22 protein-coding genes are annotated in these 26,257 nt (G+C 56.6%); 6 read left to right on the top strand and 16 right to left on the bottom strand.

Features of this window, described 5'->3' with window-relative positions; translation table 11 throughout:
- Positions 1-33: 33 nt before the first annotated feature.
- The 7 genes from AC2FI8_RS02930 to hslO form a co-directional block, all read right to left on the bottom strand.
- Positions 34-819: an ion transporter gene (locus tag AC2FI8_RS02930; RefSeq protein WP_282170605.1), complete on the bottom strand. Its 786-nt coding sequence runs from the start codon at positions 817-819 to the stop codon at positions 34-36.
- A 21-nt stretch (positions 820-840) separates the two neighbouring features.
- The gene (locus tag AC2FI8_RS02925) at positions 841-2,064 is read right to left on the bottom strand and encodes a class I SAM-dependent RNA methyltransferase (protein WP_496777013.1); all 1,224 of its coding nucleotides are present in this window, start codon (positions 2,062-2,064) and stop codon (positions 841-843) included.
- A 38-nt stretch (positions 2,065-2,102) separates the two neighbouring features.
- Positions 2,103-3,935, bottom strand: coding sequence for an ABC transporter ATP-binding protein (locus tag AC2FI8_RS02920; protein WP_496777011.1), 1,833 nt, complete (start codon positions 3,933-3,935; stop codon positions 2,103-2,105).
- Complete coding sequence (locus AC2FI8_RS02915; RefSeq protein WP_496777008.1) at positions 3,932-5,770, bottom strand: ABC transporter ATP-binding protein; 1,839 nt, start codon at positions 5,768-5,770, stop codon at positions 3,932-3,934. The genes AC2FI8_RS02920 and AC2FI8_RS02915 overlap by 4 nt, the downstream gene beginning before the upstream one ends.
- A gap of 190 nt (positions 5,771-5,960) precedes the next feature.
- On the bottom strand, positions 5,961-7,115 hold the full coding sequence (locus AC2FI8_RS02910) for a CCA tRNA nucleotidyltransferase (RefSeq protein WP_496777006.1): 1,155 nt from the start codon (positions 7,113-7,115) through the stop codon (positions 5,961-5,963).
- The gene (locus AC2FI8_RS02905) at positions 7,112-7,717 is read right to left on the bottom strand and encodes a CoA pyrophosphatase (RefSeq protein ID WP_496765981.1); all 606 of its coding nucleotides are present in this window, start codon (positions 7,715-7,717) and stop codon (positions 7,112-7,114) included. The genes AC2FI8_RS02910 and AC2FI8_RS02905 overlap by 4 nt, the downstream gene beginning before the upstream one ends.
- Complete coding sequence (gene hslO, locus AC2FI8_RS02900; protein ID WP_496765983.1) at positions 7,701-8,678, bottom strand: Hsp33 family molecular chaperone HslO; 978 nt, start codon at positions 8,676-8,678, stop codon at positions 7,701-7,703. Before hslO ends, AC2FI8_RS02905 begins: the two co-directional genes overlap by 17 nt.
- Positions 8,679-8,754: 76 nt before the next feature.
- On the opposite strand from hslO, the gene AC2FI8_RS02895 reads away from it, so the two are divergent.
- Positions 8,755-9,198, top strand: a complete 444-nt coding sequence (locus AC2FI8_RS02895; RefSeq protein ID WP_496777004.1) for an NUDIX hydrolase — start codon at positions 8,755-8,757, stop codon at positions 9,196-9,198.
- On the opposite strand, the gene AC2FI8_RS02890 is transcribed toward AC2FI8_RS02895, so the two are convergent.
- Positions 9,195-10,466: a PP2C family protein-serine/threonine phosphatase gene (locus tag AC2FI8_RS02890; RefSeq protein WP_496777002.1), complete on the bottom strand. Its 1,272-nt coding sequence runs from the start codon at positions 10,464-10,466 to the stop codon at positions 9,195-9,197. The two genes, AC2FI8_RS02895 and AC2FI8_RS02890, sit on opposite strands and share 4 nt — an antisense overlap.
- Positions 10,467-10,617: 151 nt before the next feature.
- On the opposite strand from AC2FI8_RS02890, the gene AC2FI8_RS02885 reads away from it, so the two are divergent.
- On the top strand, positions 10,618-10,941 hold the full coding sequence (locus tag AC2FI8_RS02885) for an Hpt domain-containing protein (protein WP_496777000.1): 324 nt from the start codon (positions 10,618-10,620) through the stop codon (positions 10,939-10,941).
- Between the two features lie 333 nt (positions 10,942-11,274).
- Here AC2FI8_RS02885 and AC2FI8_RS02880 read toward each other — a convergent pair whose 3' ends face one another.
- The 4 genes from AC2FI8_RS02880 to AC2FI8_RS02865 all read right to left on the bottom strand — a co-directional run bounded on the left by AC2FI8_RS02880 (position 11,275) and on the right by AC2FI8_RS02865 (position 16,025).
- Entirely contained in the window at positions 11,275-12,159 is an 885-nt protein-coding gene (locus tag AC2FI8_RS02880) for a glycosyltransferase family protein (RefSeq protein ID WP_496776998.1), read from the bottom strand.
- A 5-nt stretch (positions 12,160-12,164) separates the two neighbouring features.
- A complete protein-coding gene (locus tag AC2FI8_RS02875) occupies positions 12,165-13,799 on the bottom strand; it encodes an SAM-dependent methyltransferase (protein ID WP_496777388.1) in 1,635 nt (544 codons plus the stop codon).
- A gap of 175 nt (positions 13,800-13,974) precedes the next feature.
- Positions 13,975-15,201, bottom strand: a complete 1,227-nt coding sequence (gene ilvA / locus AC2FI8_RS02870) for a threonine ammonia-lyase IlvA (RefSeq protein ID WP_496765997.1) — start codon at positions 15,199-15,201, stop codon at positions 13,975-13,977.
- Between the two features lie 56 nt (positions 15,202-15,257).
- Positions 15,258-16,025 (bottom strand): hypothetical protein, encoded by a 768-nt coding sequence (locus tag AC2FI8_RS02865; RefSeq protein WP_496765999.1) that lies wholly within the window; start codon positions 16,023-16,025, stop codon positions 15,258-15,260.
- A 139-nt stretch (positions 16,026-16,164) separates the two neighbouring features.
- On the opposite strand from AC2FI8_RS02865, the gene AC2FI8_RS02860 reads away from it, so the two are divergent.
- The 3 genes from AC2FI8_RS02860 (at position 16,165) to msrA (ending at position 18,591) form a co-directional block, all read left to right on the top strand.
- Positions 16,165-17,391: an argininosuccinate synthase gene (locus AC2FI8_RS02860; protein ID WP_496726272.1), complete on the top strand. Its 1,227-nt coding sequence runs from the start codon at positions 16,165-16,167 to the stop codon at positions 17,389-17,391.
- A 148-nt stretch (positions 17,392-17,539) separates the two neighbouring features.
- Positions 17,540-17,821, top strand: a complete 282-nt coding sequence (locus AC2FI8_RS02855; RefSeq protein ID WP_496739263.1) for an SCP2 sterol-binding domain-containing protein — start codon at positions 17,540-17,542, stop codon at positions 17,819-17,821.
- 98 nt (positions 17,822-17,919) lie between these two features.
- Positions 17,920-18,591 (top strand): peptide-methionine (S)-S-oxide reductase MsrA, encoded by a 672-nt coding sequence (gene msrA, locus AC2FI8_RS02850; RefSeq protein WP_496766002.1) that lies wholly within the window; start codon positions 17,920-17,922, stop codon positions 18,589-18,591.
- On the opposite strand, the gene AC2FI8_RS02845 is transcribed toward msrA, so the two are convergent.
- Together AC2FI8_RS02845 and AC2FI8_RS02840 are read right to left on the bottom strand one after the other, a co-directional pair.
- Positions 18,588-19,460 (bottom strand): ribokinase, encoded by an 873-nt coding sequence (locus AC2FI8_RS02845; RefSeq protein WP_496776994.1) that lies wholly within the window; start codon positions 19,458-19,460, stop codon positions 18,588-18,590. The genes msrA and AC2FI8_RS02845 overlap by 4 nt on opposite strands.
- Positions 19,461-19,463: 3 nt before the next feature.
- Entirely contained in the window at positions 19,464-21,719 is a 2,256-nt protein-coding gene (locus AC2FI8_RS02840; protein ID WP_496776991.1) for an NADP-dependent malic enzyme, read from the bottom strand.
- Positions 21,720-21,880: 161 nt separating this feature from the next.
- On the opposite strand from AC2FI8_RS02840, the gene mutS reads away from it, so the two are divergent.
- A complete protein-coding gene (mutS, locus tag AC2FI8_RS02835) occupies positions 21,881-24,496 on the top strand; it encodes a DNA mismatch repair protein MutS (RefSeq protein WP_496726316.1) in 2,616 nt (871 codons plus the stop codon).
- A gap of 31 nt (positions 24,497-24,527) precedes the next feature.
- On the opposite strand, the gene AC2FI8_RS02830 is transcribed toward mutS, so the two are convergent.
- Entirely contained in the window at positions 24,528-25,091 is a 564-nt protein-coding gene (locus AC2FI8_RS02830; protein WP_496726275.1) for a nucleotide exchange factor GrpE, read from the bottom strand.
- Between the two features lie 10 nt (positions 25,092-25,101).
- Positions 25,102-26,166, bottom strand: coding sequence for a heat-inducible transcriptional repressor HrcA (hrcA, locus tag AC2FI8_RS02825; RefSeq protein ID WP_496726276.1), 1,065 nt, complete (start codon positions 26,164-26,166; stop codon positions 25,102-25,104).
- Between the last annotated feature and the right edge of the window lie 91 nt (positions 26,167-26,257).

Here is a 26,257-nt window from a genome sequence, read left to right as displayed (position 1 = left end):
TCTGTATTATGCCAGAAAATGTGAAAACTGAAATCACTTTTTGATGTTTTGCTGCTCTGTCAGGCGACGCTCGATGCTTTCAAGCCGCTCTAGCACTTCGTCACGATAGGCATCGGTTTTGACTTCGTCCTCGGCATGGTGCGCATCCTGCATCGAATTCACGATCAGACCGACCAGCAGGTTTACCACCGCAAAAGTGGTCACCATGATGAACGGCACAAAGAACAGCCAAGCGTAAGGATAGATCTCCATCACCGGGCGCACGATCCCCATGGACCAGCTTTCCAGCGTCATGATCTGGAACAGCGTATAGGCTGAAAGGCCCAGATCGCCGAACCAGTCTGGGAAGGTCTGTGAGAACAGTTTGGTTGAAATCACCGCACCGATGTAAAACAGGATCGCCATAAGAAGGAACACGCTGGCCATGCCGGGCAAGGCCGAAATAAAACCCTCAACCACGCGGCGCAGGCGTGGCGCGACCGAGATAACGCGCAGCACCCGCAAAATCCGCAATGCCCGCAGCACCGAAAGGCCGGACCCACCCGGTACAAGAGCGATGCCGACAATCACAAAATCAAAGACATTCCAGCCGTTGGTGAAAAACCTGCGCCCAGTGGCCAGAAGTTTAATCGAAATTTCAACAACGAAAATGGTCAGGCAAAGGCTGTCCAGTGTTACGATCAATGGACCTGCAACTTCCATAAGGGTGGGTGATGTCTCCATCCCCAGCAGCACGGCGTTGAAGATTATGACACCGGTAATGAACTTCCCGAAAGCTGGTGCTTCGACAAGGGTCAGCAGGCGTTGGGTGATCCCCATTCGGGTAGTCTCCTGTAAGTCTTAAGGGTTCAGGGTGAACCGTGCCGCGAGTTCGGTGTGTGACGACCATCGAAATTGGTCAACAACCTGTACCCATTCAAGGGTGTAGCCCGCATTAACAAGAATTTTCGCATCACGGGCGAAGGTCACAGGGTTGCAGGACACATAGGCAATCACCGGGCGCAGGGCCTGCGCCAGTTCGGTCACTTGCGCCTCGGCCCCGGCGCGTGGCGGGTCGATCACCACAGCATCAAAAGACTTTAGCTCATCCGGCATCAGCGGTCGCCGAAACAGGTCCCGTGCCTCGGTCGTTATCCGTTTGAGGCCCTGCGCCCTGCGCCACCCCTGATCCAGCGCTTGCGTCATCGCTGCTTCGCCCTCGACGGCGTGAACCTCAGCCCCCTCGGCTAGCGGCAAAGAGAATGTGCCGCTGCCAGCAAACAGATCCACAATGCGTTTGGAACCACACACAGCTTCGGAAACGGCCTTTAACAGAGCCTGTTCTCCGTCCTTTGTCGCCTGCAGAAACGCACCGGGCGGCGGAACAACATTTGCCTGACCAAAACGCTGAACGGGTGGCTGGCGCATGGCAATTACTTCACCATCCCAGCTGAGCCGGGCAAGACCGTGTTTCTCGGTCGCTTGTGCCAAAGCCAACTCAAGCGGGCCGTCTAGCGGTTTGCCGCCTTTGACCGCCACATCAAGCCCGGCTTCGGACAAGGTTAGCGTCACCGCCAACACGCCTTTACGGCTGCCACCCAGAATCGCCAGTGCTTCGGCCACCGGAATGGCCGCGATCAGGGCCGGGTCGAGCAAATGGCAATCCGGGATCTCGGTGATCGTGTCTGACGCGCGGCCATGGAACCCGGCCAGAGTGCCCTTTTTGGTCCGTCGTACCGCGATCGTCGCGCGACGGCGGGACCGTTCTGGTGACGTATGGATCGGGCGCATCGACGCCTCCAACCCCTGAGCGGCCAGCGCGGTGCGCACCACTTCGACCTTCCAATCCGCAACGAATCTATCTGCCGCGTGCTGCAACTGGCATCCACCACAGGATTTGTAGTGACGACACGGTGCCTTGACCCGCTGATCCGAGGGCGTCTCGACACGGATATCTGTCAGAAATTGATCCAGCAGCGTGCCGCTGACGACCTCACCCGGCAAGGTACGCGGAGCGTAAACGGGGCCATCAGCGATGCCGTCGCCTTGATGACCAAGGCGGGTAATGGTGTAGGTTTGCGTCATGAGGGCCTGATACCGGGGCTTGGCCGGCAACAAAACCCTTATTCCGCAGCCTCGGCCTGAATGAACCCGCCTGACTGACGATGCCAGAACCGGGCATATAGCCCACCCTGGTCCAACAACGCGTCATGTGTGCCGGTTTCCACGATACGCCCTTGGTCCAGGACAATAATCCGGTCCATCTCGCTGAGTGTGGACAACCGATGCGCGATAGCCAGAACCGTCTTGCCTTGCATCACCCGATGCAACGCCGTCTGGATCGAGGCCTCAACCTCGGAATCCAGCGCCGAGGTTGCCTCATCCAGCACCAATATAGGCGCATCCTTCAAAATGGCGCGCGCCAGCGCAATCCGCTGTCGCTGGCCACCGCTAAGTTTCACTCCGCGCTCGCCCAGATGTGCTTCATAGCCGGTGCGTCCGTGGGCATCCTGAAGGCTGAGGATGAATTCATGCGCCTCGGCCTTTTTGGCCGCCTCGATCATTTCCTCTTCCGAGGCGTCAGGGCGGCCGTAAAGAATATTCTCCCGCGCCGACCGATTGAACATCGCGGTTTCCTGCGTGACCATGCCGATCTGACGGCGCAAGCTGTCCTGCGTTATTCCGGATACGTCCTGACCATCTATCAAGATCGTGCCCTTTTCACCGTCGTACAGGCGCAACAGCAGCGAAACCAAGGTTGATTTCCCTGCCCCCGAAGCGCCGACAATGCCCAGTTTCTCGCCGGGGTGCACGGTCATGTTCAGGCCTGATACACCACCGACATCCCGACCATAGGCAAAGCTGACATGGTCAAAGGTGATCTGGCCTTCGGGTACGGACAACTCCGCCGCGCCCGTTTGATCCTCAACCCGTTCACGCTTGGCCAGCGTATTCATGCCGTTCTCGATCTCGCCAACATTTGCGTAAAGACCCATGAGGGTGAAACTTACCCAGCCGGTCATCTGGGCAATGCGGATGGAAATGGCACCTGCGGCCACAATGTCACCGGCTGTCGCAGACCCCGCTTGCCACAGCCACAGCGTTGCACCTATCAGCAAAACTGGCAGAACCCCGGCCAACAGCATCAAGATAAAGCGGAAACTGGCCGACAGGCTTCCGAACGCCAACATCTTTTCACGCAGATCAACCATGGAATTTCGCGCGGCGTGATCTTCGAATTCCGAATGGGCGAACAGTTTAACGGTCTTGATATTGGTGATCGTGTCGACAACTTGCCCGGACACCATCGCGCGAGCGCCTGCCCGCGCCGCTGAGCGTTTACGGATGCGCGGCAGATACCAACGGACAAGCAAGAAATACACGACCAGCCAAGCCGCAAATGGCAGCATAACCAGCGGATGAATAGACCCTAACAAAAGTAATGAGCCCGCCAGCGAGGCCAAGGCAAACACGATCGCACTGATCGTCTCGGACACCACCGACGCCATCGCGTTGGATGTTTGCATCTGCTTCTGCGCGATCCGCCCGGCAAAATCGTCGTCGAAATATGTGACCGACTGGCCCAACGTCCACCGGTTCAGCTTGGCCAGAACCAACGGCGTGATATTGGGCATGACGATATAGTTGTTGGTCAACGACGAAAGCCCGAACAGGGCTGGCCGCAGTAGCATGAAAAACGCAACGACCCCAAGGATCATCCAGACGTTGTTGGCGGTCAGAAAGTTCTCGGGTCCGCTTGTGGTTGCTGCGTCAATGACCAGGCCCAGCATCCACGCAGTGCCCGCCTCCATCGCACCCGCAGTAGCCGAGAAAAACGCTGCGACGAAGATCATTGGCCATGCGCCAGACAGGCACCAGCGAATGAACGCCCCCAGCGTTTGCGGCGGGGGCGTTTCGATGTTCTTGAACGGATTTATGAGGTCGGCAATCCTCATTCAGCGGCCTCCGGATTCAGGAAGCCCCCAGATTGCCGCGCCCAGAACTGGGCGTAAAGCCCACCTTGCGCCAACAGTTCGGAATGGCCGCCTTCTTCAACGATCCGACCACCATCCATGACCAAAATACGGTCCATCTGCGCGATAGTGCTCAGCCGGTGGGCGATGGCGATCACGGTTTTTCCTTGCATCATACCGTAGAGAGTTTCCTGAATTGACGCTTCGACCTCGGAATCTAGAGCGGATGTCGCCTCGTCCAACAGCAAAATGGGTGCGTCCTTCAGGATAACCCGCGCCAGCGTCACGCGCTGCCGCTGACCGCCGGACAGTTTCACGCCCCGCTCGCCCACATGCGCATCATACCCCGTGCGCCCTTCTGGGTCTTGCAGATCAAGGATGAACTCATGCGCCTCGGCCTGTTTGGCGGCGGCGATCATCTGTTCTTCAGTGGCATCGGGGCGACCATAGAGGATGTTGTCACGCACCGACCGATGCAACAGGGCGCTGTCCTGCTGAACCATACCGATATGGCTGCGCAAACTGTCCTGCGTGACCCTGGAAATGTCCTGACCGTCAATCAGGATCGCGCCCTGTTCAACGTCGTAAAACCGCAAAAGCAACTTAACTAGGGTCGATTTTCCCGCACCGGACCGCCCGATCAGACCGATCTTTTCGCCCGGATTGAGGGTCAGATTGATGTGATCCAGCCCCCCAGTCTTGCGACCGTAGTGGTGTGACAGATCACGGATGTCGATCTGGCCCTTGCTCAGCTGCAATGGCTTGGCGTCCGGCACATCCAGCAGGTCAACCGGCTGGGCAATTGTTTGCATGCCCTCGGCCACGACACCAAGCTGGCGGAAGAAGCTGGTCAGCGCCCACATGATCCATCCGGTCATCGCATTCAGTCGCAGGGTCAAAGCGGTCGCCGCCGCAACGACACCCACAGATGCACTCCCTTGCATCCACAGGGAAATGGCCCAACCAACTACGCCGACGATCAGCAAACCGTTCAGCGCGACCAGAACCGCATCCATTATGGTGAAAATCCGCATTTCGACCTGAAAGGTGCGACGCGTTTCCTCGATGGCTTCGCGGGCATAGTCCAACTCTTGGTCGTTATGGGCGAACATCTTGACCGAGTGGATGTTGGTATAGCTGTCCACCACCCGACCCGTCACAGCCGAGCGTGCATCAGATGCAGCCTGAGAGGCTGGACCGACCCTTTTCACTGTCCAGCGCACCAAAACAGCGTAAAGCGCAAACCAGATCAACAACGGCAATAACAACCGTGGATCGGCTGCCATCAACAGAATTGCCGCCCCAATCAGATAGGCAATTGAGAATGAGATCGCATCAAACACCTGAAACACGGCCTCACCCGCAGCGGGCGGAGTTTGCATGATCCGGTTGGCAATGCGACCGGCAAAGTCATTCTCGAACCACCCAACGGATTGTCGCAGAACGTGTTTGTGCGCACGCCAGCGGATCAGGGTGCCGAAATTTGGCAGTATCGTGTTGTTTAACAACAGCACGTCCACGACATGCAGCATCGGACGCAGCAGCAGCACGAACGTCGCCACCAATATCAGTTCGGTCCCGTGTGTCTGCCAGACTTCGGCCGGAGGACCCGACAGCAGGTCAACAACGCGACCCATATAGTAGATCAGGCCAACTTCAACCGCCGCAACAACGACGGAAATCAAACCAGCCCAGAAGAACACCCGCATGAACGGTTGCGAGTAGTCCAGCATGAACGGCCACAACCGCGTCGGCGGTGTGTCGGTTTCCTTATAGGCAACAAAAGGGTCAACGAGGTTTTCGAAATAGCGAAACATGGAGAGTGCTCCGGTTGAGCAGAAAATTAGTCATGCGAAGAAAGATGGCGTCAGAACACCACCCTTACGGGTCAAAGTGTTCCAGCCTTAGCTGTCCCAGATCCCGTAATACATTCGCATCCCTCCATTCATGTGACAGGGGCAAGTAACCATAAACTTATTTGCTTGTCATCCCCTTTTGAGACTTCCTTTATTCGCCCAGCAGGTCTTCGCGGCCCAGCATGAAACCCGACGCAATCCACTGCGCCTCAAGCTCAGCCAGTTTCTTGCCCAGCGCGGGGCCGGTGAATTCAGGGATCAGATCTGTTGCCTTGATCGGAAAGATCGCAGCAGCACCTGCGTGAAGATCGCGTTTGATAGTGTCTGACCAGGGCTGCTCCAGAAAGGCACAGCGCAAAAGCGATTCATGCAGCCCGTCTGTTTCGCCGTACCGAAACCCCAATTCGGCAAAGCTGGCCGGGCTGGATGCTTCATCGCGCATTCGGGTCAGGCGCTGCAATTGTGCGCGACTCAGACGCAGCGATTTCGCGACCTCAGGTGGCGCAATGGCCGCCAGCCGCCGCACCGGATCCGGATCGGCGCCGGCCTGCTGTTCCAACGCGATCAACGGTGCCAATGCACGATCATCTGCGCCCGGCAATAGCTGCACCATAACTCCGGCGCTGCGCATCGCGGCAACGGAAGGCGCGGGATCAGGTGCCCCCAATAGTTTCAATAGCTCGGCCCCGACGCGTTCGCGGGATAAACCCGCCAGACCGTCCAGGTTGGACGCAATGGCCGCCAGAGCGTCGGGATCAAACCCAGCCTCGGCATCCCCATACCAGGCGTGAAAGCGGAAATAGCGCAGCGACCGCAGGTAATCCTCACGAATTCGGTTCGCAGCAGTGCCGATAAACCGGACGCGACGCGCCTGCAGATCAGGCAAGCCATTCAAAGGGTCCAGAACGATACCGTCAGGCCTCGCATAGATCGCATTCATCGTGAAATCGCGACGTGCGGCATCCTCTTCGACTTTGTCCGAAAAGGCGACGACAGCGCGACGGCCATCCGTTTCAACATCGCGGCGAAAGGTGGTGATCTCATGCGGGATACCCTGGCTAACCACGGTGATTGTGCCGTGATCAATCCCGGTGGGAATGGCCTTAAGCCCTGCTTTCTGCGCCAGCTCGACCACTTTTTCAGGCCGCGCGTCGGTGGCGATGTCGATATCTGATACCGGAGATCCTAATAGCGCGTTGCGCACGCATCCGCCGACAAACAGAGCCTGGAAACCGGCATCGGTCAGGGCGGCGCAGAACCTTTGCGTTGCAGGTTCGGACACCCAGTCTTCTATGATGTGTGTCATTCGTTAATCCGTGCTGCCAATCCCCGCAAAATTCGGGCGGTTGCACCCCAGATGTAGTAGGGGCCGAAAGGTACCGTGAAATAATACCGCCTTTGTCCGCGCCAGCGACGCGATTCAACGATATAATTCGCGGGGTTGAGCACATGTGCAAGCGGAACCGGAAACACTTCTGCCACTTCGCCCGGTTCCGGTACCGGTTGGAAGGGTTCCCGCAGGATCGCCACCACAGGTGTGACCGTGAAGGAGGTCACCGTTTCATGTGTCGGTAAGTGGCCAAGAATTTCCGGCAACTCCTGTGGCAGCCCGATTTCTTCCTGGGCTTCGCGCAAAGCGGTGGCGGTTACATCCGCATCGCCTTTATCCTGTTTGCCACCCGGAAAAGCAATCTGACCGGGGTGATGTTTAAGAGCCGAAGATCGTTTTGTAAGGATCAGGCGGGGCACACCACCCACCAGTGAAATCGGAACCAAAACTCCGGCGGGACGGAGTTTACGACCTTCGGGAAGAACAAAATCAGGGTTCAGGTCGAAATCGCTTGAACCTTCGCCGGGGCGGCGCAAGGCCGCCCGCAGCTGATCAGTTGGATCAGGCGTTGTCCGCATCAAAACCAACCGTGGAAGGATCAAGCACGTAATGCGCACCGCAGAACTGGCAATCGGCGGTCACGTCACCTTCGGGCGTAGTCATCTTCTCGATGTCCTTAGCCGAATAAATCGACAGACTTTGCCGCACACGATCTTCGGAACATGTGCACCCAAATTGCACCGACTGCGCATCGTAGACCCGCGGCTGTTCCTCATGAAACAGACGGATCAACAAATCCGTCGGTGCAATTGACGGGCCGATCAGCTCCAGGTCATCAACCGTGTCCAACAACACGTTGACGCGACCCCAGTTTTCGCCTTCTTCACCATCAACAAGATCATTTGCAGTCAGGATGTTCCCTTCGCCCTCACCGGAGGCCACAAAAGGCGAGGCTTTGGGCATGTGCTGCAACATGACCCCACCTGCACGCCAATGTTCGCCAACGCCCGGCTCGGTCGATTTGCCAAAGCTCAGCGAAAACCGCGTCGGTAACTGCTCCGACTGGGCGAAATATGCCTCGGCACAAGCGCTAAGCGATCCACCGTCCAGGGGTGTGATGCCTTGATAAGGTTGGGTTCCCTCACCCTGATCAATCATGATGGCAAAATACCCCTCGCCCACCTGATCGAACGGCGCACCATCGGTCAGGCGATCACGGTCAAAGCTGGCATAGGCGCGAATGCGGGCCGGCTCCCCCTCATGCTGAGGCGCATAATAGTCGGTCGCAATCATGCGCACCGGACCTTTGGATTGAACCTGCAGCGACAGCTTCCAGCGCAGCGCAACAGTCTGGCCGATCAATGCGGTCAGCAGGGCCATCTCGGCCACCAGCGCCTCGACCTTTTCGGGATAGTCATGCTGGCTCAGGATGCCATCAAGCACACCATCCAGACGGGCCACACGGCCGCGGATATCCGATACATCGAGTTGAAAGGGCAGGACGGTATCGTCCCACGCGATTTTTGTTCCAAGAGACATGGGGTTTCCTTACACGCCACAGGTTGGCATACCGCCAGCATATAGGTCGAACTATTCGGGTTTTAAGGGGCCATACATGATCAGACGGTTTGGTGAAACCCCTCAAGCCGGGCGAACATATACACGCCGGGTGGGTGTTTATGCATTGCTGCCCCGAGGTCGAAGCCTTTTACTGACCTGTCAGACAGAACCCGGGCCCGATCTGCAATTGCCCGGCGGCGGAATTGATCCGGGCGAATCACCCATCACAGCCCTGCACCGAGAAGTGTTCGAAGAAACCGGCTGGTTGATCGCGTCGCCCCGCCGCATCGGCGCTTTTCGTCGGTTCACTTATATGCCCGAATACGATTTGTGGGCCGAAAAGCTGTGCCATATCTATCGCGCGCGTCCCATCCAGCGCATGGGTCCACCGTCTGAGCCGTTCCATGAAGCCATATGGATGGACACCGCCGATGCGGTCCAATTGTTGGGCAATGACGGAGATCGCCACTTTGCCGCGCTGCATGAAAAGCGGCTTTAGTGACCGTTGTATTCAAGGAAAACAGCCGAAACATCATCATCCATACCCCGGCCAGGTGCCATCGCCTGTGTCAGCCGCCAGAACATATCGTCAAGGAACTCCGTTCCGTTTCGATCGGGCCCGCAATCCAGCGCCATCTCGCGTAAGCCATCCTCGTCCAGCAGGCCACCGTCCGCGAGACTGCATTCTGTGAACCCATCGGAATAAAGCAGTAGCCGGTCGCCGGGTTGCATGTAGAATTCGGTCCGCTGAAAGGTGACGTCCGGCAGCAAACCGATAGGCAACCCGCCCTCGCCCAGAAATTCAGTTCTGCCGTCCTGACATAGCAACAGCGGATGAGGGTGCCCGGCCTGCACCATTTTCACATGCCCATTGCGCAGGTCTACGATGGCATAGACCATTGTGAAATACTCTTCGATTCCCGTATCCGCCATCAGCCGCGAGTTCAGGGTTTCGGCAACTTCTTCCGGCGGCAGCAGAGCATAAAACTTGTCGAAACGCCGCGCCATCGCCACGTTCTGATCAAAATGATTGCTGGACAGATAGCCCCCCAAACGCGCGGTCATCATCGCAGATGTGATGCCATGCCCGGACACATCGATACTGTAAAAACCAAGCCTGTTCACACCCGGAGAGAACATCCCCACCAGATCGCCGCCGATATGACCGCAAGGTTTCAGCAGCATGCTGACTCGGGACTTACCGAAATCGCGGGTCAGTTCGGGTACCAGCGATTCCTGTATCTTGCGTGCCTGGATCAGGTCCGTGTCGATCGCGTCATGGGCGACGCGCAGCTCCTCAAGCGCGGATTCGATCATCTGGTTTTTTTTAGACAGCTCGCGCTGCATATCCAGAATACGCGCACCGGCTGATATACGCGCCCGCAGTTCATCCGCCTCAAGCGGTTTGATCAGAAAATCATCTGCACCGGCATCCAGACCGCGCGCCACCTCTTGCTTTTCGCTTTTGGACGTCAGCAGGATGAAATAGCTGTATTGCCTGTTGTCCAAGGCGCGGAACGCCTTGCAGAAATCCAGCCCGCTCATCCCCGGCATCACCCAATCGCTGAGGACAAGATCCGGCGGGTCCGCTGCGCACATTTCAATCGCAACATCGCCACTATCGGCCTCAAGCACGTCAAAGCCCCATTTTTTGAGCGAGGCGACCAGAATACGGCGCTGCAAGCGGCTGTCATCGACGACAAGCACCTTTTGGATCACACCAAAATCCAGATTTGACCCACTGTCTGCCTGACTGACCCTTGTCACCTTAACCCTCTGCCCAGCGGCGCTTATCAGAATAGGAAGACCCTATCGCGCCGCAGTTTAACAATGGGTGAAAGCCGAAGTTCATTCCGCTTAACCTGCTCTTTACCGGTTCTGCGGTACCAAATCCCCTGGCAGATAAAGCGAGGATGGCATGATCAACTGGTCCAGGGTCCAGCAACTAAGGGACGAGGTTGGCGCCAGCGAATTTGAAGAGGTGGTGTACATCTTTCTTGATGAGGTGAACGAAGCCCTTACCCGGCTGCGGAACGACACCGCCCGCACAGAGTTTGAACAAAACCTGCATTTCGTAAAAGGCAGCGCACTGAGCCTTGGGTTCGTGACTTTGGCCAAGCTGTGTCAGGATGGGGAACGACAATCGGCGCAAGGGGACAGTCAGTTGGTCGACCTTGCCAATATCCTCAGTGTATTCGAAAGCTCTGCCAGTGAATTCAAGACTGGGTTGGGCGATCTTTAACGCCCAAGGTCTTATTCGGGACCCTCAGGCGCAAGGTTTTCATGGCAAACCCGTCCGAAGAACGGGATTTCTTGAAGTTGAACTCCAATCCTCAATCCTGAGTGAAAAACCCAACGCCCATCTTTTTCAGGATCCGCAACGCGTTCTGTCGGTACAACTCCACACCGTCCTGCATACTGCAGCTCTCTGCTCGTGCGTCCCAGTTGGCGCGAACCTTGGAGTTCATTCCTGCGCGCGACTGTGCATTTTCTGCCAGTTGTCAAAACTCTGATCAGTGTCGAACAAAGAAAGAAACCCATCTGAAGGCTTTCAAATAATGCGTGTCAGTTCCGGTTAGGCTTTCTGCGGTAACCCTAAGCTGGCAGCGATAGTTTTTGCCGCCGCCAGAAAACTGTACTCCTGCACAACATAGTGCGCGAAGTCTGCGCGCTTGCGGCGTTTCGCAGCCGATTCCGTTTTTGCCTGTGTGATTAAGTCCGCCAGCGGTAAATCATCATCAAACATATAAATAAATTCCTCGAACCCATCAGGCAGGCCTTTTATTCTATCTGAAATCAGCGGGACTGCGCAGGCAAGCACATCGAAGACCCGGTTGGAAATCAGACCATTCTCACGCATCGGGGGGCGGTGATCGTTCAGGACGACGCCCGCAGATCGATATAGTTGACCCAACTGGAGGTTCGGAACGCTTGCAGCACGAAGGCGATCCGAGGTTAATTTCCTGTCCCACCTGTCTCCGTAGACTTCGACAGGCAATGCCTCGGTTAATGCTTTTTGAATGACCGGCCGAACTTCCCATCTTCGGTAATTGTTTCCGACAAACAGCGTAGGACCACCATAGTCACGCTCGCCCGGGTAGAAAATGCGATGATCCGTTGCCTGAAAAAGAACGGAATCCTGAGGGCGAGTTTTGATTCCCTCGAAAAAGAGACGCGATGCAAAGAAGTTGGCTGTATGATTGTCGGCCTCTTTTGAAACCTCGCCCTGAATCATCTCGCTGATTAGCCAACTGGCAGAGCCCTGTTTTGCTTCATACGGATACTTCAACTTACCGCGAATCAAAACGGCCGCTTCGTCGGCGTCAGATTTTGATGACCACTCGTTGTGGTCATCTACCCGCGCAGGAAGACCAATGTCGGAAAATGCGTCAGCAAGGCTGTGTGCATATATTTTTTCCCCCCAACTGTGCTGCTTGCCTTCTTGATAGGGTGATTTCACAGCAATCAGGACTGGGTCAGTTCTGCGCGATGTTGAGGATCTTTTTTTTTTGCCGGGGCAGATTTGACGGCACGCATGAAAGAACGCTCAAGCTGTGTGAAACGATCATATTCGTCATTCGTCAGCGTCAAACCAATGCCTTCCAAAACCATTCTTGCGGTGCCAAAAATTCTTGCTTGATTGTACGAAATCTTGGGCGATCCATGCATCATGACCTGCCTGACACCGCGCGCGATCACCCACCCCAATGGAATGTCTTGTTCTGCCCGCCATTCGACATCAATTTGCTTTAGCCCGCTGGGGGTTCTGATGAAATTGAATGGTGTAGCGTCGACATAAGAACCGTCGATGGTCCAGTCTTCACTTGAGTTGCTGTCTGCTGCTTGCGTGCACTGGGCTTTCAGATGCTCTGCCCAAGGCACAAAACTCCGCCAAAGACGGACAGGACGTGGGGTTCGGTGCGTCTGGCGGATAATCTGGCCACCCTCACTGACGCCTGAAACGTATGGCGCGGAAGAGGTGTCGTGACAAATGGTGTAGGGGCCGACGTCAATTCTCCTGTCCGGCTCTGAGATTGCTGTCGTTTTTTGAACGGATATCTGACCTCTGCGGGGCACAAATGCGGTCTCGCAGGTAAATGCCAGGTGCCGATTTCCGATGTTATGCGTGAACGCAAGTTTCGTGGCGTGTTTGAATTTCCGAGAGCTTGTAACGATCAGAAACGAGTTGGCGAACTCACCAAGAAGCCCGGCCTTGTTCAGAGTAGAGATGGCAAGACCGTCTGTGAATGCTGGCTCCCACTTTCGGCTGTAGTCGCGTGAACGGGTGCCCAGAAGCAGATCAGAGGAATTGAAGCCAGGAGCAATAAGGCCGGCCTCGGTAAGCAAAGTCTCACAAACTTTGTAATCTGGAAAAGCGTATTGGAATTCTTGATGTTCAAAACCTTTGTCAGACAGTAGGTTCGCTATTTCCCGCTTACTGAATGTTTCAGCTGAGCCCCCATCATACAAATCGTGGATTCCGTAGTAAGGGCTTCCCACGTGATCTTCTGACGCCCCGTTCCAGTACTTCAAACCAAGCTTGTTCTCGATCGCGATGACCATTTTACCGCCAGGCTTTAGGTGCCGCTTGGCCACTTCCAAATAAGAACCGAACGGGTCATTCTGGTCACCAAACAACGGCGCATACTCCAGCACACCAATAAAGAGGACCCAATCGAATTTTTTGTCGGACTGAAACTTGGTGAAATTGTCGACATAAAACTCGGCGTTCGGCAGGTCTTCGCAACGTTTTGATGCGGTTCGCGCACGCGAGACCGTTCCTTCGACGGACGTTAGATCCACGCCCTGCTCTGCCAGATACCTTGAAATGGCACCGCAACCGCAACCTAGTTCCAGTACCGACTGGTTTTTCTTGAAGTCCAAGCCTTTGAGAACAAAGTGGCGCTTGGCCGAGAAATGGTATTCGGAAGCCCAATCCGTGATCAATGCGTCGATCTCGGATGAATTTACGGATCGGTCCTTGCAGCTTGATACACCACTAAAGAGTCTATCTTCCTTCGCGACACCATCCGAATAGAGGATGTCTGCGGAATCGTTGCGAACCCAAATGTTGTGTTCGGCATCTTGTACGTATGTCATTTTGATCAAGCTATCTGAGGGTGTTGGTGGCTGTACACTATCCGGCAACCGGAGTTGTCTCTAGAGGGAATTTGGACAGAAGCGTTCCCATTCTTTTGACCTGCACCCACGCTGCCAAGCGAACGACGACACCACAAGCCGGCCCGTGATCCAGCAGCCGTCGCGTTTGCGCCCGTCAGATCACGAACTGCGCCAGCGTTTCGTCTTCGGTAATGTCGGTATAGGTAAAGCCCGCATCATCAAGATGCGCGAACAGGCGCACAAAATTCTCAGGCTTTCGCGTTTCGATACCGATCAGGACAGATCCGAAATTGCGGGCCGATTTTTTCATGTACTCAAAGCGGGCAATATCGTCCTCAGGACCTAGAATGCCCAGAAATTCCTTCAACGCGCCTGGACGTTGTGGCAGGCGGAGGATGAAGTATTTTTTGACACCCGAATACCTCTGCGCCCGTTCCTTAACCTCGGGCAAGCGCTCGAAATCGAAATTGCCGCCCGAGGTGACGCACACCACGGTCTTACCGCGAATGAAGCTTTGCACGTCGCCGACGGCTTCGACCGCCAGAGCACCCGCAGGTTCCAGTACGATGCCCTCGACGTTCAGCATTTCGATCATGGTGGTACAGATGCGATCTTCGGACAGAACCAAAACGTCGGACAGATGGCGGGATTTCAACAGCTCAAATGGCTTTTCCCCAATCCGACCCACGGCCGCACCGTCGACAAACGTGTCCACGTGATCAAGAGCCACCGGATGACCCGCCGCCAATGCAGCACGCAGACAGGCGCCACCCGCCGGCTCCACAAATAGACAATGGGTGCGATCCCCGAACCACGTGGCCACGCCAGACGACATGCCACCACCACCCACTGGCAAGATGACATGATCGGGAACCTGTCCAAGCTGTTCCTCAATCTCAACCGCTAAGGAAGCCTGCCCTTCGATCACATCTTCATCGTCGAACGGCGACAGGAAATATCCACCTTGCTGGGCACACCAGTCCTGCGCCGCAGACAGAGTATCGTCAAAATAGTCTCCGGTCAGGTGGATCTCGATATTGTCGCCGCCGAAAATCCGGGTCTTCTGGATTTTCTGCTGCGGCGTCGTCACCGGCATAAAGATCACCCCCTTCACACCCAGATGCTTGCACATATAGGCTACACCCTGCGCGTGATTGCCCGCGCTGGCACAGACGAACAGGTCCTGCCCCTGCTGCTTGCGCATGGCATTGAATGCGCCACGGATCTTGTAGGACCGCACCGGGCTTAGGTCTTCGCGCTTGAGCCAGATGTCCGCACCGTAGCGGTCGGACAGATGGGCATTCCGTTGCAGCGGCGTCGCTGGAAACACAGAGCGCATCGCCTGTTCGGCAGCGCGGGCGCGGGTCACGAAATCACACATGACCCGTTCAGTGGCCTATCCCGACCAAAAGGGCAAGGAATACATATGTGTACGGCTCACGAGAGCTGGCGTCTTTCGATAAAGACGCCGTAGATCGTGGTCAGGATGCTGACATTGATCAATGGGACAACCAGCATGCTGGCAAACAACACGATCAGGACGCCGACTACCGGAACAAAGAGCAACAGCGACGCCAGCAGTTGAAGCAACAACTGGAGGAGAATGGATAAAATGACCAGAAGCACAATTGCACCGTTGGCACCCGAAGTTGCCTGCCAAGCCTCAGAAAGTTTTAGTGGTTTTCCGATGGCTGCGCCGGGCAAAATAGGGGATGCCCGATAAAACCCGATGGTGAGAAAGATTACCAAAGCCACCCAGACCAAAATTCCCAACGCTGCTGAAGCTTGCGCCATCATACCCATGATCAGCACCGCCGGTATCATGATTACAAAAGCTATGAGGCAAAGCATGAGAAGACGCCCGAAATAGGCGAGAACTCGGTCGAACCGGAAAGGTGGAACCAACCCGGTCGGGTATTCTTCAAGCAGAACAAACCGGTGCCACGACACGACAATCCAGAGCATAACCCCAAAGATAACCACCACTAAACACAACAGAAACCCCGCGAAGGAAACCGCTGTTACGCCTTCAGGGAAGCCGTTCGTTTCACTGTCGAATTCTTCAAAAGGGATGCCGAACAGAAAAAACAATCCGATGACCAGAAGCCCGCCGATGAGCGCAGGCACAACTGAAATCTGCAGCGCTTGTTTAAGGTTCCTTAGAACCATCTTCACCGAATGCACCAAAATCTCTAGTCCCAACACAAAAACCGCCCTCTCAACCAATCCTTGTTCTCTATCCGACCGTTTCACCCCAATTCCGGGCCTGCGTCAATCCACACAGCTTGCCCCCGCGTCCAAAACCCGCTAGGGGCCAGTCGTTCTACGCATAAAGGGAAGTCAGATGTCCGCGCCCAAGAAAGTTGTTCTGGCCTATTCCGGTGGCCTTGATACCTCGATCATTCTGAAATGGCTGCAGACCGAGTATGGCTGTGAGGTTGTGACCTTCACCGCCGATCTGGGTCAAGGTGAGGAACTGGAACCCGCCCGCCAAAAGGCCGAGCTGCTGGGGATCAAGCCCGAAAACATCTATATCGAAGACATTCGCGAAGAGTTTGTCCGCGACTTTGTCTTCCCGATGTTCCGCGCCAATGCGCAATACGAAGGTCTTTACCTGCTGGGCACCTCAATCGCGCGTCCGCTAATCTCGAAACGTCTGGTTGAGATTGCCGAGGCAACCGGTGCCGATGCCGTCGCCCACGGCGCGACAGGCAAGGGCAACGATCAGGTGCGCTTTGAACTGGCGGCCTATGCGCTGAACCCCGACATCAAGGTGATCGCGCCTTGGCGTGAGTGGGATCTGACCAGCCGGACCAAACTGCTGGAGTTTGCCGAGGCGAACCAGATCCCGATTGCCAAGGACAAACGTGGCGAGGCGCCCTTCTCGGTCGATGCCAACCTGCTGCACACCTCGTCCGAAGGTAAGGTTCTGGAAGACCCCGCCGATATGGCGCCCGATTACGTCTATCAGCGCACCGTCCACCCCGAGGATGCGCCGAATGAACCCGAATTCATCGAGATCGGCTTTGAAAAAGGCGACGCGGTCAGCATAAATGGCGAGGCGATGAGCCCCGCGACCATCCTGACCAAGCTGAACGAATACGGCGGCAAGCACGGCATTGGGCGTCTTGACCTGGTCGAAGGCCGGTTTGTGGGCATGAAGTCGCGTGGCATCTACGAAACGCCCGGCGGCACCGTCCTGCTGGAAGCACATCGTGGTATCGAATCCATCACCATGGACCGTGGCGCAATGCACCTGAAGGACCAGTTGATGCCGCAATATGCGGAGCTGATCTATAATGGCTTCTGGTACTCGCCTGAGCGTGAGATGTTGCAGGCTGCAATCGACAAGTCGCAGGAACACGTCACCGGCACCGTCCGCGTGAAACTTTACAAAGGTTTGGCTTCAACCGTTGGTCGCTGGTCGGATCACTCGCTTTACTCCGAGGAACACGTGACCTTTGAAGACGATGCCGGGGCATACGATCAGAAAGACGCAGCCGGATTTATCCAGTTGAACGCGTTGCGTCTGAAACTGCTGGCCTCGCGCGAGAAGCGTCTGTCCAAGTAATTTTTGCCATCGCTGCAACGACGAACCCGGTGCCCGAAAGGATGCCGGGTTTTTCTTTGTCTTCGCTGACAAGTCAGTTCCAGTAGCGTCACCCTTGCCTGCTTTGCCTGTTTGTCTTTACGCAAAGGTCAACAGGAAAGGGTACACCATGCTTCAGGACATCGCTGACGGAATTCAAAAAGGCCTGAATGGCAAGTCATTTGACGGCTCTCTTAAGTTCGATTGCGGTGATGACGGGGTGATCGTGCTGATCGACAATCAAGCGACGACGCAAGATCAGGATGCAGACTGTACAATACGAATTTCACAGGAAAATCTGGCCAAACTGCTGACCGGCAAGCTGAACCCGATGACCGGTGTGGCATTGGGCAAGCTCAAGATCTCGGGCAATATGGGTGTGGCGATGAAACTTGGACAGTTGCTGGGGTAAGCGCCGATAAACTCGTCTCACCAGCGCGTGACAAACCATGTCAGCGGATTGCAACCGTAGAAAAGTCGGGGCAGCCTGATCTCAGAAGGAGATCTGCCATGACCCGGACCGCATACCTCTGTTTCGTTAAACCGTCGCTTCTGTTTGTCCTGATCACACTGGCTGCGATGTTGCGCGCCCTGCCCGCACCAGCTGCCGGCACCGAAACCCTGACCGTCGCCGGAGGGTGTTTTTGGTGTGTTGAATCCGATTTTGAATCGGTTCCCGGCGTGATTGGCGCCGTATCCGGCTTTACCGGCGGCAAGACAGCCAATCCGACTTATGACCAAGTAACCAAAGGCGGTACTGGCCATTACGAGGCTGTTCAGATCACCTTCGACCCTGCGCGGGTTTCCCGTGAAACGTTGCTGAGCATGTTTTTCCGTTCCGTTGATCCAACCGACGCAGGCGGCCAGTTCTGTGATCGCGGCAACAGCTATCGCACTGCTGTTTTTGTCTCTAACACAGGCGAAAAGGCATTGGCGCAGAGAGCCAAAGCCAATGCGCAGCAAGCGTTGGGTCAAACCGTAGTCACGCCCATCTTGAACGCGGGCGCCTTTTACCCAGCCGAAGCCTACCATCAGGATTACTACAAGGGCGACAAGCTGGTGTTTACCCGCTTTGGTCCGAAACGCCAGAAAAACGCATACAAAGCCTACCGCAAAGCCTGCGGTCGGGACGCCCGGGTCAAACAGCTGTGGGGCGGCAACGCGCCATTCGCCGGATCCTAACCGAACCGGGCCTCAAGCACCTCTTTGAGGTCGGGAATAACATCAGCCGTACCGTGCCGCGTGACCATCAGGGCCGCGGCACGATTTGCTTGTGCAATCGCCTGCGGCATCGGCAACCCGCGGTCCATTCCGGCCAGAACGTAACCGGTGAAGGTATCCCCTGCGCCGGTCGTGTCCACGGCTTTCACCTTGTGTGCCGAAATCTCAAGCACGTCGCCATCTTTGGGTAGATAGCGCGCGCCCTTAGACCCCAACGTGACCAGAACATGCTTGACGGGCAATTCAGCGACGGATTGCCCCGTACTTTCACGCAGCTGTTCTGCTTCGACCTCATTCAGGATCAGGAAGTCCAGATAGGGCAGCACCGCCTGCACGGCATCAGCCTGAAACGGCGCTGCGGCATAGCAGACGGTCAGTCCCAGATCACGGCCCATGCGGGCGGCCTCGACCTGGGCGTTGGTCTCGTTCTGCATGACCAGCAGATCGCCGGGAACAGTCTGCGATAAGGCCTGTCCCAGCTGATCCTGCGCGATGGCGTGGTTCGCGCCGGGATACAGAATGATCTGGTTCTCACCCTGCTTGTCCACCGCAATGATCGCGTGACCTGTAGGCACGTCGACCTCGGCAATGAACCGGGTGTCGACGCCATATTCGGTCATGCGATCCAGGGCCCAGCGCCCGTCCGGCCCAATGCCACCGATATGCGCCACACGCGATCCGGCACGCGCCGCTGCAACGGACATGTTGGCCCCTTTGCCACCCAGAAACCGCTCCAAGTTCGAAGCGGCCAGCGTTTCACCGGCAGTGGGCAGATGCGGCAGGGCATAGACTATGTCCGCATTGATCGAGCCTAGGTTCCAGATCGTCACGGTTTATCCAATATCGCAAGAGGCCAGAATGGCCATGTTCAGAATGTCATTTGCTGTCGAGCCAGTCGAACAGATCTGAATCGGCTTATCGACACCGGTAAGGATCGGGCCAATGACGTTCGCGCCACCCATCTCTTGCATCAGCTTGGTCGAGATCGAGGCCGAATGCCGTGCGGGTACAATCAAGATATTCGCCGGGCCCGTCAGACGCGAGAAGGGATAAGCCTCTTGCTGTTCCACGTTCAGCGCCACATCCACGGTCATCTCGCCATCATATTCGAAATCGACGCCGCGCTGATCCAGAATCTCGGGCGCTACGTGCATTTTCTCAGCCCGTTCAGATACCGGATAGCCGAAGGTGGAAAAGCTGACAAAGGCAACGCGTGGGTCTAGCCCCAAATGCCGCGCGACCGAGGCCGAGCGTTCGGCGATATTGGCCAGATCATGCTCATCCGGCCATTCATGGACCAGCGTGTCACCAATCAGAACGATCTTACCCTTGTGCAACAGCGCCGTTACACCAACGGCGCCATGTTCGGCATCAGCGTCAAACACATGATTGATGCGTTCCAGCACATGTGCCGATTTCCGCGTTGCACCGGTGACCATGCCGTCGGCGTGACCATGCGCCAACATCAGGCAAGAGAACACATGGCGATCCCGCGCGGCCAGACGATGGATATCCTTGCGATCAAAGCCACTGCGCTGCAGCCGTTTGTACAGGAAATCTTTATACGCTTCGAGATGCGTGGTGGTGGAGGCGTTAATCACCTCCAACTCGCGCACCGCGTCCTCCAGACCGGCGGCTTCCAGCTTTTCCTTCACATCGTCTGGACGACCAATAACCAGAGCCTTGCCAAAGCCGGATCGCTGATACATCACCGCCGCGCGCAAGACGCGTGGATCGTCGCCTTCGGCAAAGATCATTCGGCTTTGCGCCTGACGTGCGCGGGCGTTCAGGCCGCGCAGGATGCTGGCGGTCGGGTCCATGCGGGATTTCAGGCTCAGCTCATACGCGTCCATATCAATGATCGGACGGCGGGCTGCCCCGGTGTCCATCCCGGCCTTTGCCACCGCAGGCGGGATACGATGGATCAGGCGCGGGTCAAACGGCGTCGGGATAATGTAATCCCGGCCAAAAGTCAGCGACTTGCCGTAGGCCATTGCAACCTCATCCGGCACATCCTCGCGCGCCAGGTTGGCCAGCGCATGGGCGCAAGCGATCTTCATCTCGTCATTGATGGCGCGGGCGTGAATGTCCAGCGCGCCGCGGAACAGGTAGGGGAAACCCAGAACGTTGTTCACCTGGTTCGGATAATCGCTGCGCCCGGTGGCGACGATGGCATCAACACGAACCTCATGCGCCTCTTCTGGCGTAATCTCCGGGTCCGGGTTCGCCATGGCGAAGATCACCGGATTGTCCGCCATGCTAGCGACCATGTCCTGCGTCACAGCACCCTTCACCGACACACCAAGGAAGACGTCCGCGCCTTTCATGGCCTCTTCCAGAGTACGCAGATCCGTGGTGATCGCATGAGCCGATTTCCACTGGTTCATGCCCTCGGTCCGGCCTTGGTAGATCACGCCCTTGGTGTCGCAGACGATGCAGTTTTCATGCTTTGCACCCATCGACTTGAGCAGCTCGATACAAGCGATACCCGCCGCACCCGCGCCATTCAGGACGATTTTCACGTCTTCGATCTTTTTGCCCGAGATACGCAGCGCGTTCAGCAGACCCGCCGCGCAGATCACCGCAGTACCATGCTGGTCATCATGGAAGACCGGGATGTCCATCTCTTCCTTCAGGCGCTGTTCGATGATGAAACATTCGGGCGCCTTGATGTCCTCAAGGTTGATGCCGCCAAATGTCGGCCCCATCAAACGCACGGCACGGCAGAATTCGTCAGGGTCCTCAGTATCCAGTTCGATATCGATCGAGTTCACATCGGCAAACCGCTTGAACAGGACTGATTTCCCCTCCATCACCGGTTTCGAGCCTAGCGCGCCCAGATTGCCAAGACCCAGAACCGCTGTACCGTTTGAAATCACCGCAACAAGGTTACCCTTGTTGGTATAGTCATAGGCCGTTTCCGGCGCTTCGGCGATTGCTTCACATGGAACGGCCACACCGGGGCTGTAGGCCAGCGACAGATCGCGCTGCGTGGTCATGGGAACAGTGGCCTGCACCTCCCACTTGCCGGGGGTCGGGTCGAGGTGAAAGGCCAGCGCCTCTTCTTTGGTGATCTTCGCTTTAGGCATGTGATGGGTCGTTTCTTTACATCTGCGGGACTTTTGCCTCATAGCGCAGGCGGGCGCGCGCCTCAACGAGAATACTTTTCGCCTTTCGTCGAGATGTGTGGATTTGTAAGGTCGCGACCGGAATACGCCAAAAGGGGTCAGCCTTGTCCACAGTCACGCCGATGATGGCGCAATATCTCGAAATCAAAGAGGCGCACGCCGATGCCTTGCTGTTTTACCGCATGGGCGACTTTTACGAGATGTTTTTTCAGGACGCCGTCAACGCCGCCGAAGCGCTGGACATCGCCTTGACCAAACGCGGAAAGCATAACGACACCGACATTCCGATGTGCGGCGTGCCCGTCCATGCGGCCGAGGGGTATCTGCTGACGCTGATCCGGAAAGGGTTTCGCGTGGCCGTCTGCGAACAGATGGAAAGCCCGGCTGAAGCGAAGAAAAGAGGCTCTAAATCGGTCGTAAAGCGCGATGTTGTGCGTCTGGTGACACCAGGCACGTTGACCGAAGATGCCCTGCTTGAGGCTCGCCGCCACAACTTCTTGGCCGCCTATGCCGAGGTTCGCGATGAGGCCGCGCTGGCTTGGGCCGATATCTCAACTGGGGCGTTTCACGTGATGCCTTTGACCTCAGTGCGCCTCAGTCCCGAACTGGCCCGGTTGGCACCATCCGAGTTGATCGTGGCCGATGGTGTGCAGGACAAACTGAACGAACCCGTTATGGATCTGGGTATCTCACTGACCCCAATCGGGCGGGCCAGCTTCGACAGCACTGCGGCGGAAAAGCGCATCTGCAGGCTGTTTCATGTGGGCGCACTGGACGCGTTTGGCAGTTTCGGCCGGGCTGAGATTTCGGCCATGGGTGCGTTGATCGACTATCTGGAAATCACGCAAAAAGGCAAACTGCCGCTTCTGCAAACCCCACTGAAAGAATCCGAGGACCGAGTCGTTCAGATCGACGCTGCCACACGGCGCAATCTGGAACTGACCCGATCCCTGTCCGGTGGCCGCGCTGGTTCGCTGCTGTCTGTGATGGATCGCACCGTCACACCGGGTGGTGCACGACTGTTGGACCAGCGGCTTTCCAGCCCATCCCGCAATCTGGACGTCATCCATGGGCGGCTGGATGCTGTAACTTTTGCGGCCGAAGACAGCTTGATCACATCAGACCTGCGTGAGGCTTTGCGCAAGACCCCGGATCTGGACCGGGCGCTGTCCCGACTGTCACTGGATCGGGGTGGCCCGCGGGATCTGACCGCCATTCGCAACGGCCTGACACAGGCCGCCGCAATCGCTGAACTCTGCGCGGGTCAAGACCTGCCGGTTCTTCTGGCCACTGCCCTTCAAAATCTGGTCGGATTTGACGACCTACTGAACCTGCTTGACGAAGCGCTTGTGGCCGAACCACCATTGCTGGCCCGAGACGGCGGGTTCATCGCCCCGGGTTATGATGCCGAACTGGACGAAGCCCGCACCCTACGCGACGAAGGTCGTTCCGTCATTGCCGGGTTTCAGCAGAAATATGCGGAACACACCGGCATCACGTCACTGAAGATCAAGCATAACAATGTGCTGGGCTATTTCATCGAAACAACGGCTACCCATGCCGAGAAAATGCTGAATCCTCCATTTTCTGAGACCTATATCCACCGCCAAACAACCGCCAACCAAGTCCGGTTCACGACAGTGGAGCTGTCCGAGATCGAGACCCGCATTCTAAACGCCGGAAACTTGGCGCTTGAGATAGAAAAACGGCTCTATGCAAGGCTTTCTAGCGAAATTCTGGATAAGGCCGCACGGCTCAACCAAGCAGCGCGCGGTTTGGCTGAACTGGATCTGACCACTGCTCTGGCCGATCTGGCGCGTGGTGAAAACTGGTGTCGCCCGCAAGTTGATGCCTCACGCGCGTTCGATGTTCAGGGCGGAAGACACCCGGTGGTCGAACAGGCATTGCGCCAGCAAAACGGCGACGCCTTCATCGCCAATGACTGCGATCTCAGTGCTGATAAAGGCGCGGCGATCTGGCTGCTGACAGGTCCCAACATGGCCGGTAAATCGACCTTCCTACGCCAGAATGCCCTGATTGCCCTGCTTGCCCAGATGGGCAGTTACGTGCCTGCGGAACAGGCGCATGTCGGGCTAGTCAGCCAACTGTTCAGCCGCGTCGGAGCGTCGGATGATTTGGCCCGCGGACGCTCGACCTTTATGGTCGAAATGGTCGAAACCGCCGCCATCCTCAATCAGGCTGATGACCGCGCTCTCGTTATTCTTGATGAAATAGGTCGCGGCACGGCCACCTATGATGGCCTGTCCATCGCCTGGGCCACGCTGGAACATCTGCACGCCTCCAACAAATGCCGGGCCCTGTTCGCAACCCATTACCATGAACTCACCGCACTTGCCGGCAAACTGGAAGGCGTAGAAAACGCCACCGTTGCCGTCAAAGAATGGGGGGGCGAAGTGATCTTCCTGCACGAAGTTCACAAGGGCGCGGCCGACAGGTCCTATGGTGTTCAGGTCGCTCAATTAGCCGGGCTACCCACATCAGTGGTCGAACGGGCCCGTATAGTTCTGGATCAGTTGGAAAAAACCGAACGCGAAGGCGGCAAGCAAAAGACATTGATTGACGACCTGCCTTTGTTTTCCGCCGCACCACCTCCACCGCCTCCGGCACCCAAAGCGTCACCCATCACCGACATGCTTGACGACATCCTGCCGGACGAACTGACCCCGCGTGAAGCCCTAGACCTGCTCTACAAACTAAAAGAGGCGGCCAGAACCTGACCGCCTCGTTATTCGTATGAACTGAAATCGCTCAGCTTGCAGGGGTTGAAGACACCCCAACCTGCGCAGGGCGCAGCAAGCGGTCATGCAGCATGAAGCCTTCGGCTGAAACCTGAATGATGTCACCGGCGCGGGTGCCCGGCACCGGAGCCTCAAACATCGCTTCATGCACGTTGGGATCAAACCGGTCGCCAACTTCGGGCGTGATCACTTCGATCCCATGCTTCTGGAACACGTCTTTCAGCGCGCGCATGGTCAGTTCGACGCCTTCCAGAAGGGGTCCCGCCACTTCTTTCTGCTCATCGGTCGCGGCTTCAAGCGCACGTTTCATGTTGTCGTAAACCGGCAGCATGTCACGGGCCAGCTTCGATCCGCCATATTGTTCGGCATCGCGGCGCGCTCTGTCGCCACGCTTGCGCGCGTTTTCTGCATCCGCCAGCGCGCGCATGAACTTGTCCTTGAAATCGTCTCGCTCAGCACGCAGCGCATCAATTTCCAGCGCTTCTTCACTGATTTCGGCAAATTCCTCGGCCAGTTCTTCCGCCTCAGCGGTTGCGATATCGTCCAGAAATTCTTCGTTCTTGGGCTCTGCCATCTCTTACCCTCTAGCTCCGGTCGGAAATCAGTTTGCCGACCAGTTGCGCCGTATAGTCCACGATCGGTACAATCCGTCCATAGTTCAGACGAGTGGGTCCGATGACCCCAACCGCACCAATTATCTTTCGATCAGCGTTCATATATGGAGACACCACCAAAGAGGAACCCGAAAGTGAGAAAAGTTTGTTCTCAGAGCCGATAAAAATGCGCACACCCTCGCCTTCTTCGGTCAATTCGAGGAATTCAGCAATGTCTTGCTTTCGCTCCAGGTCGTCAAACAACGTTCGGATTCGGTCCAATTCCTCGGCTTCGCCTGGCTCCCCCAGCAGATTCGCCCGCCCGCGCACGATCAAACGGGCCGAGTCGGTCCCATCCCCATCCCAAGCGGCCATGCCGCTTTCGACCATCTCGCGCGCTAAAATATCAATTTCCTGCCTGCGCGCGGTAATCTGGGTCTGCATCTGACGCAGTACTTCGCTGAGCGTTCGTCCTTCGATCAGGGAATTCAGAAAGTTCGCCGCCTCTCGCATCGAACTGGGTGTCTGGCCCGGCGGAGGCGTAAATAGACGGTTTTCCACATGCCCATCCGCAAAGACCAGAACCACCAAAGCGCGGTCATGGGCCAGCGAGACGAACTCAATATGCTTGATCTCAGACTCTTGCTTTGGGGTCAGAACCAGCGATGCGCCATGTGTCACGTGTGACAAGGCCGAACCAACTCGGTCCAGCATCCCGCCCACATCACCCGCGTTAGAGCCTAATGTCTCATCCAACTTCTGCCGATCGTCTACACCAAGATCACCCACTTCCAGCAACCCATCGACAAACATCCGCAACCCCTGCTGCGTTGGAATCCGCCCCGCACTGACATGAGGGCTGTCGAGCAGACCCAGAAACTCCAGATCCTGCATGACGTTTCGCACGGTCGCCGCGCTGACCTTTTCCGACAACGTGCGCGTCAGCGTGCGACTTCCAACCGGTTCGCCGCTGTCCAGATAGCTCTCGACGATCAGCCGGAACACTTCACGTGACCGGTCATTCATTTCGTCCAGAACTCTACTTGCTTTGCTCATCGGCAATCCTCTGCTGGATCGGCATTAAATCGCAGACATCTGAAAGGTCAATCGGGGTTGCATCCTAAGGCACGGGGACGTTATCCCCAAC

Source organism: Ruegeria sp. CDSB029 (assembly GCF_059611125.1).
The sequence above is the reverse complement of the archived record's forward strand: the minus strand, read 5'-3'. Positions and strand labels throughout refer to the sequence as shown.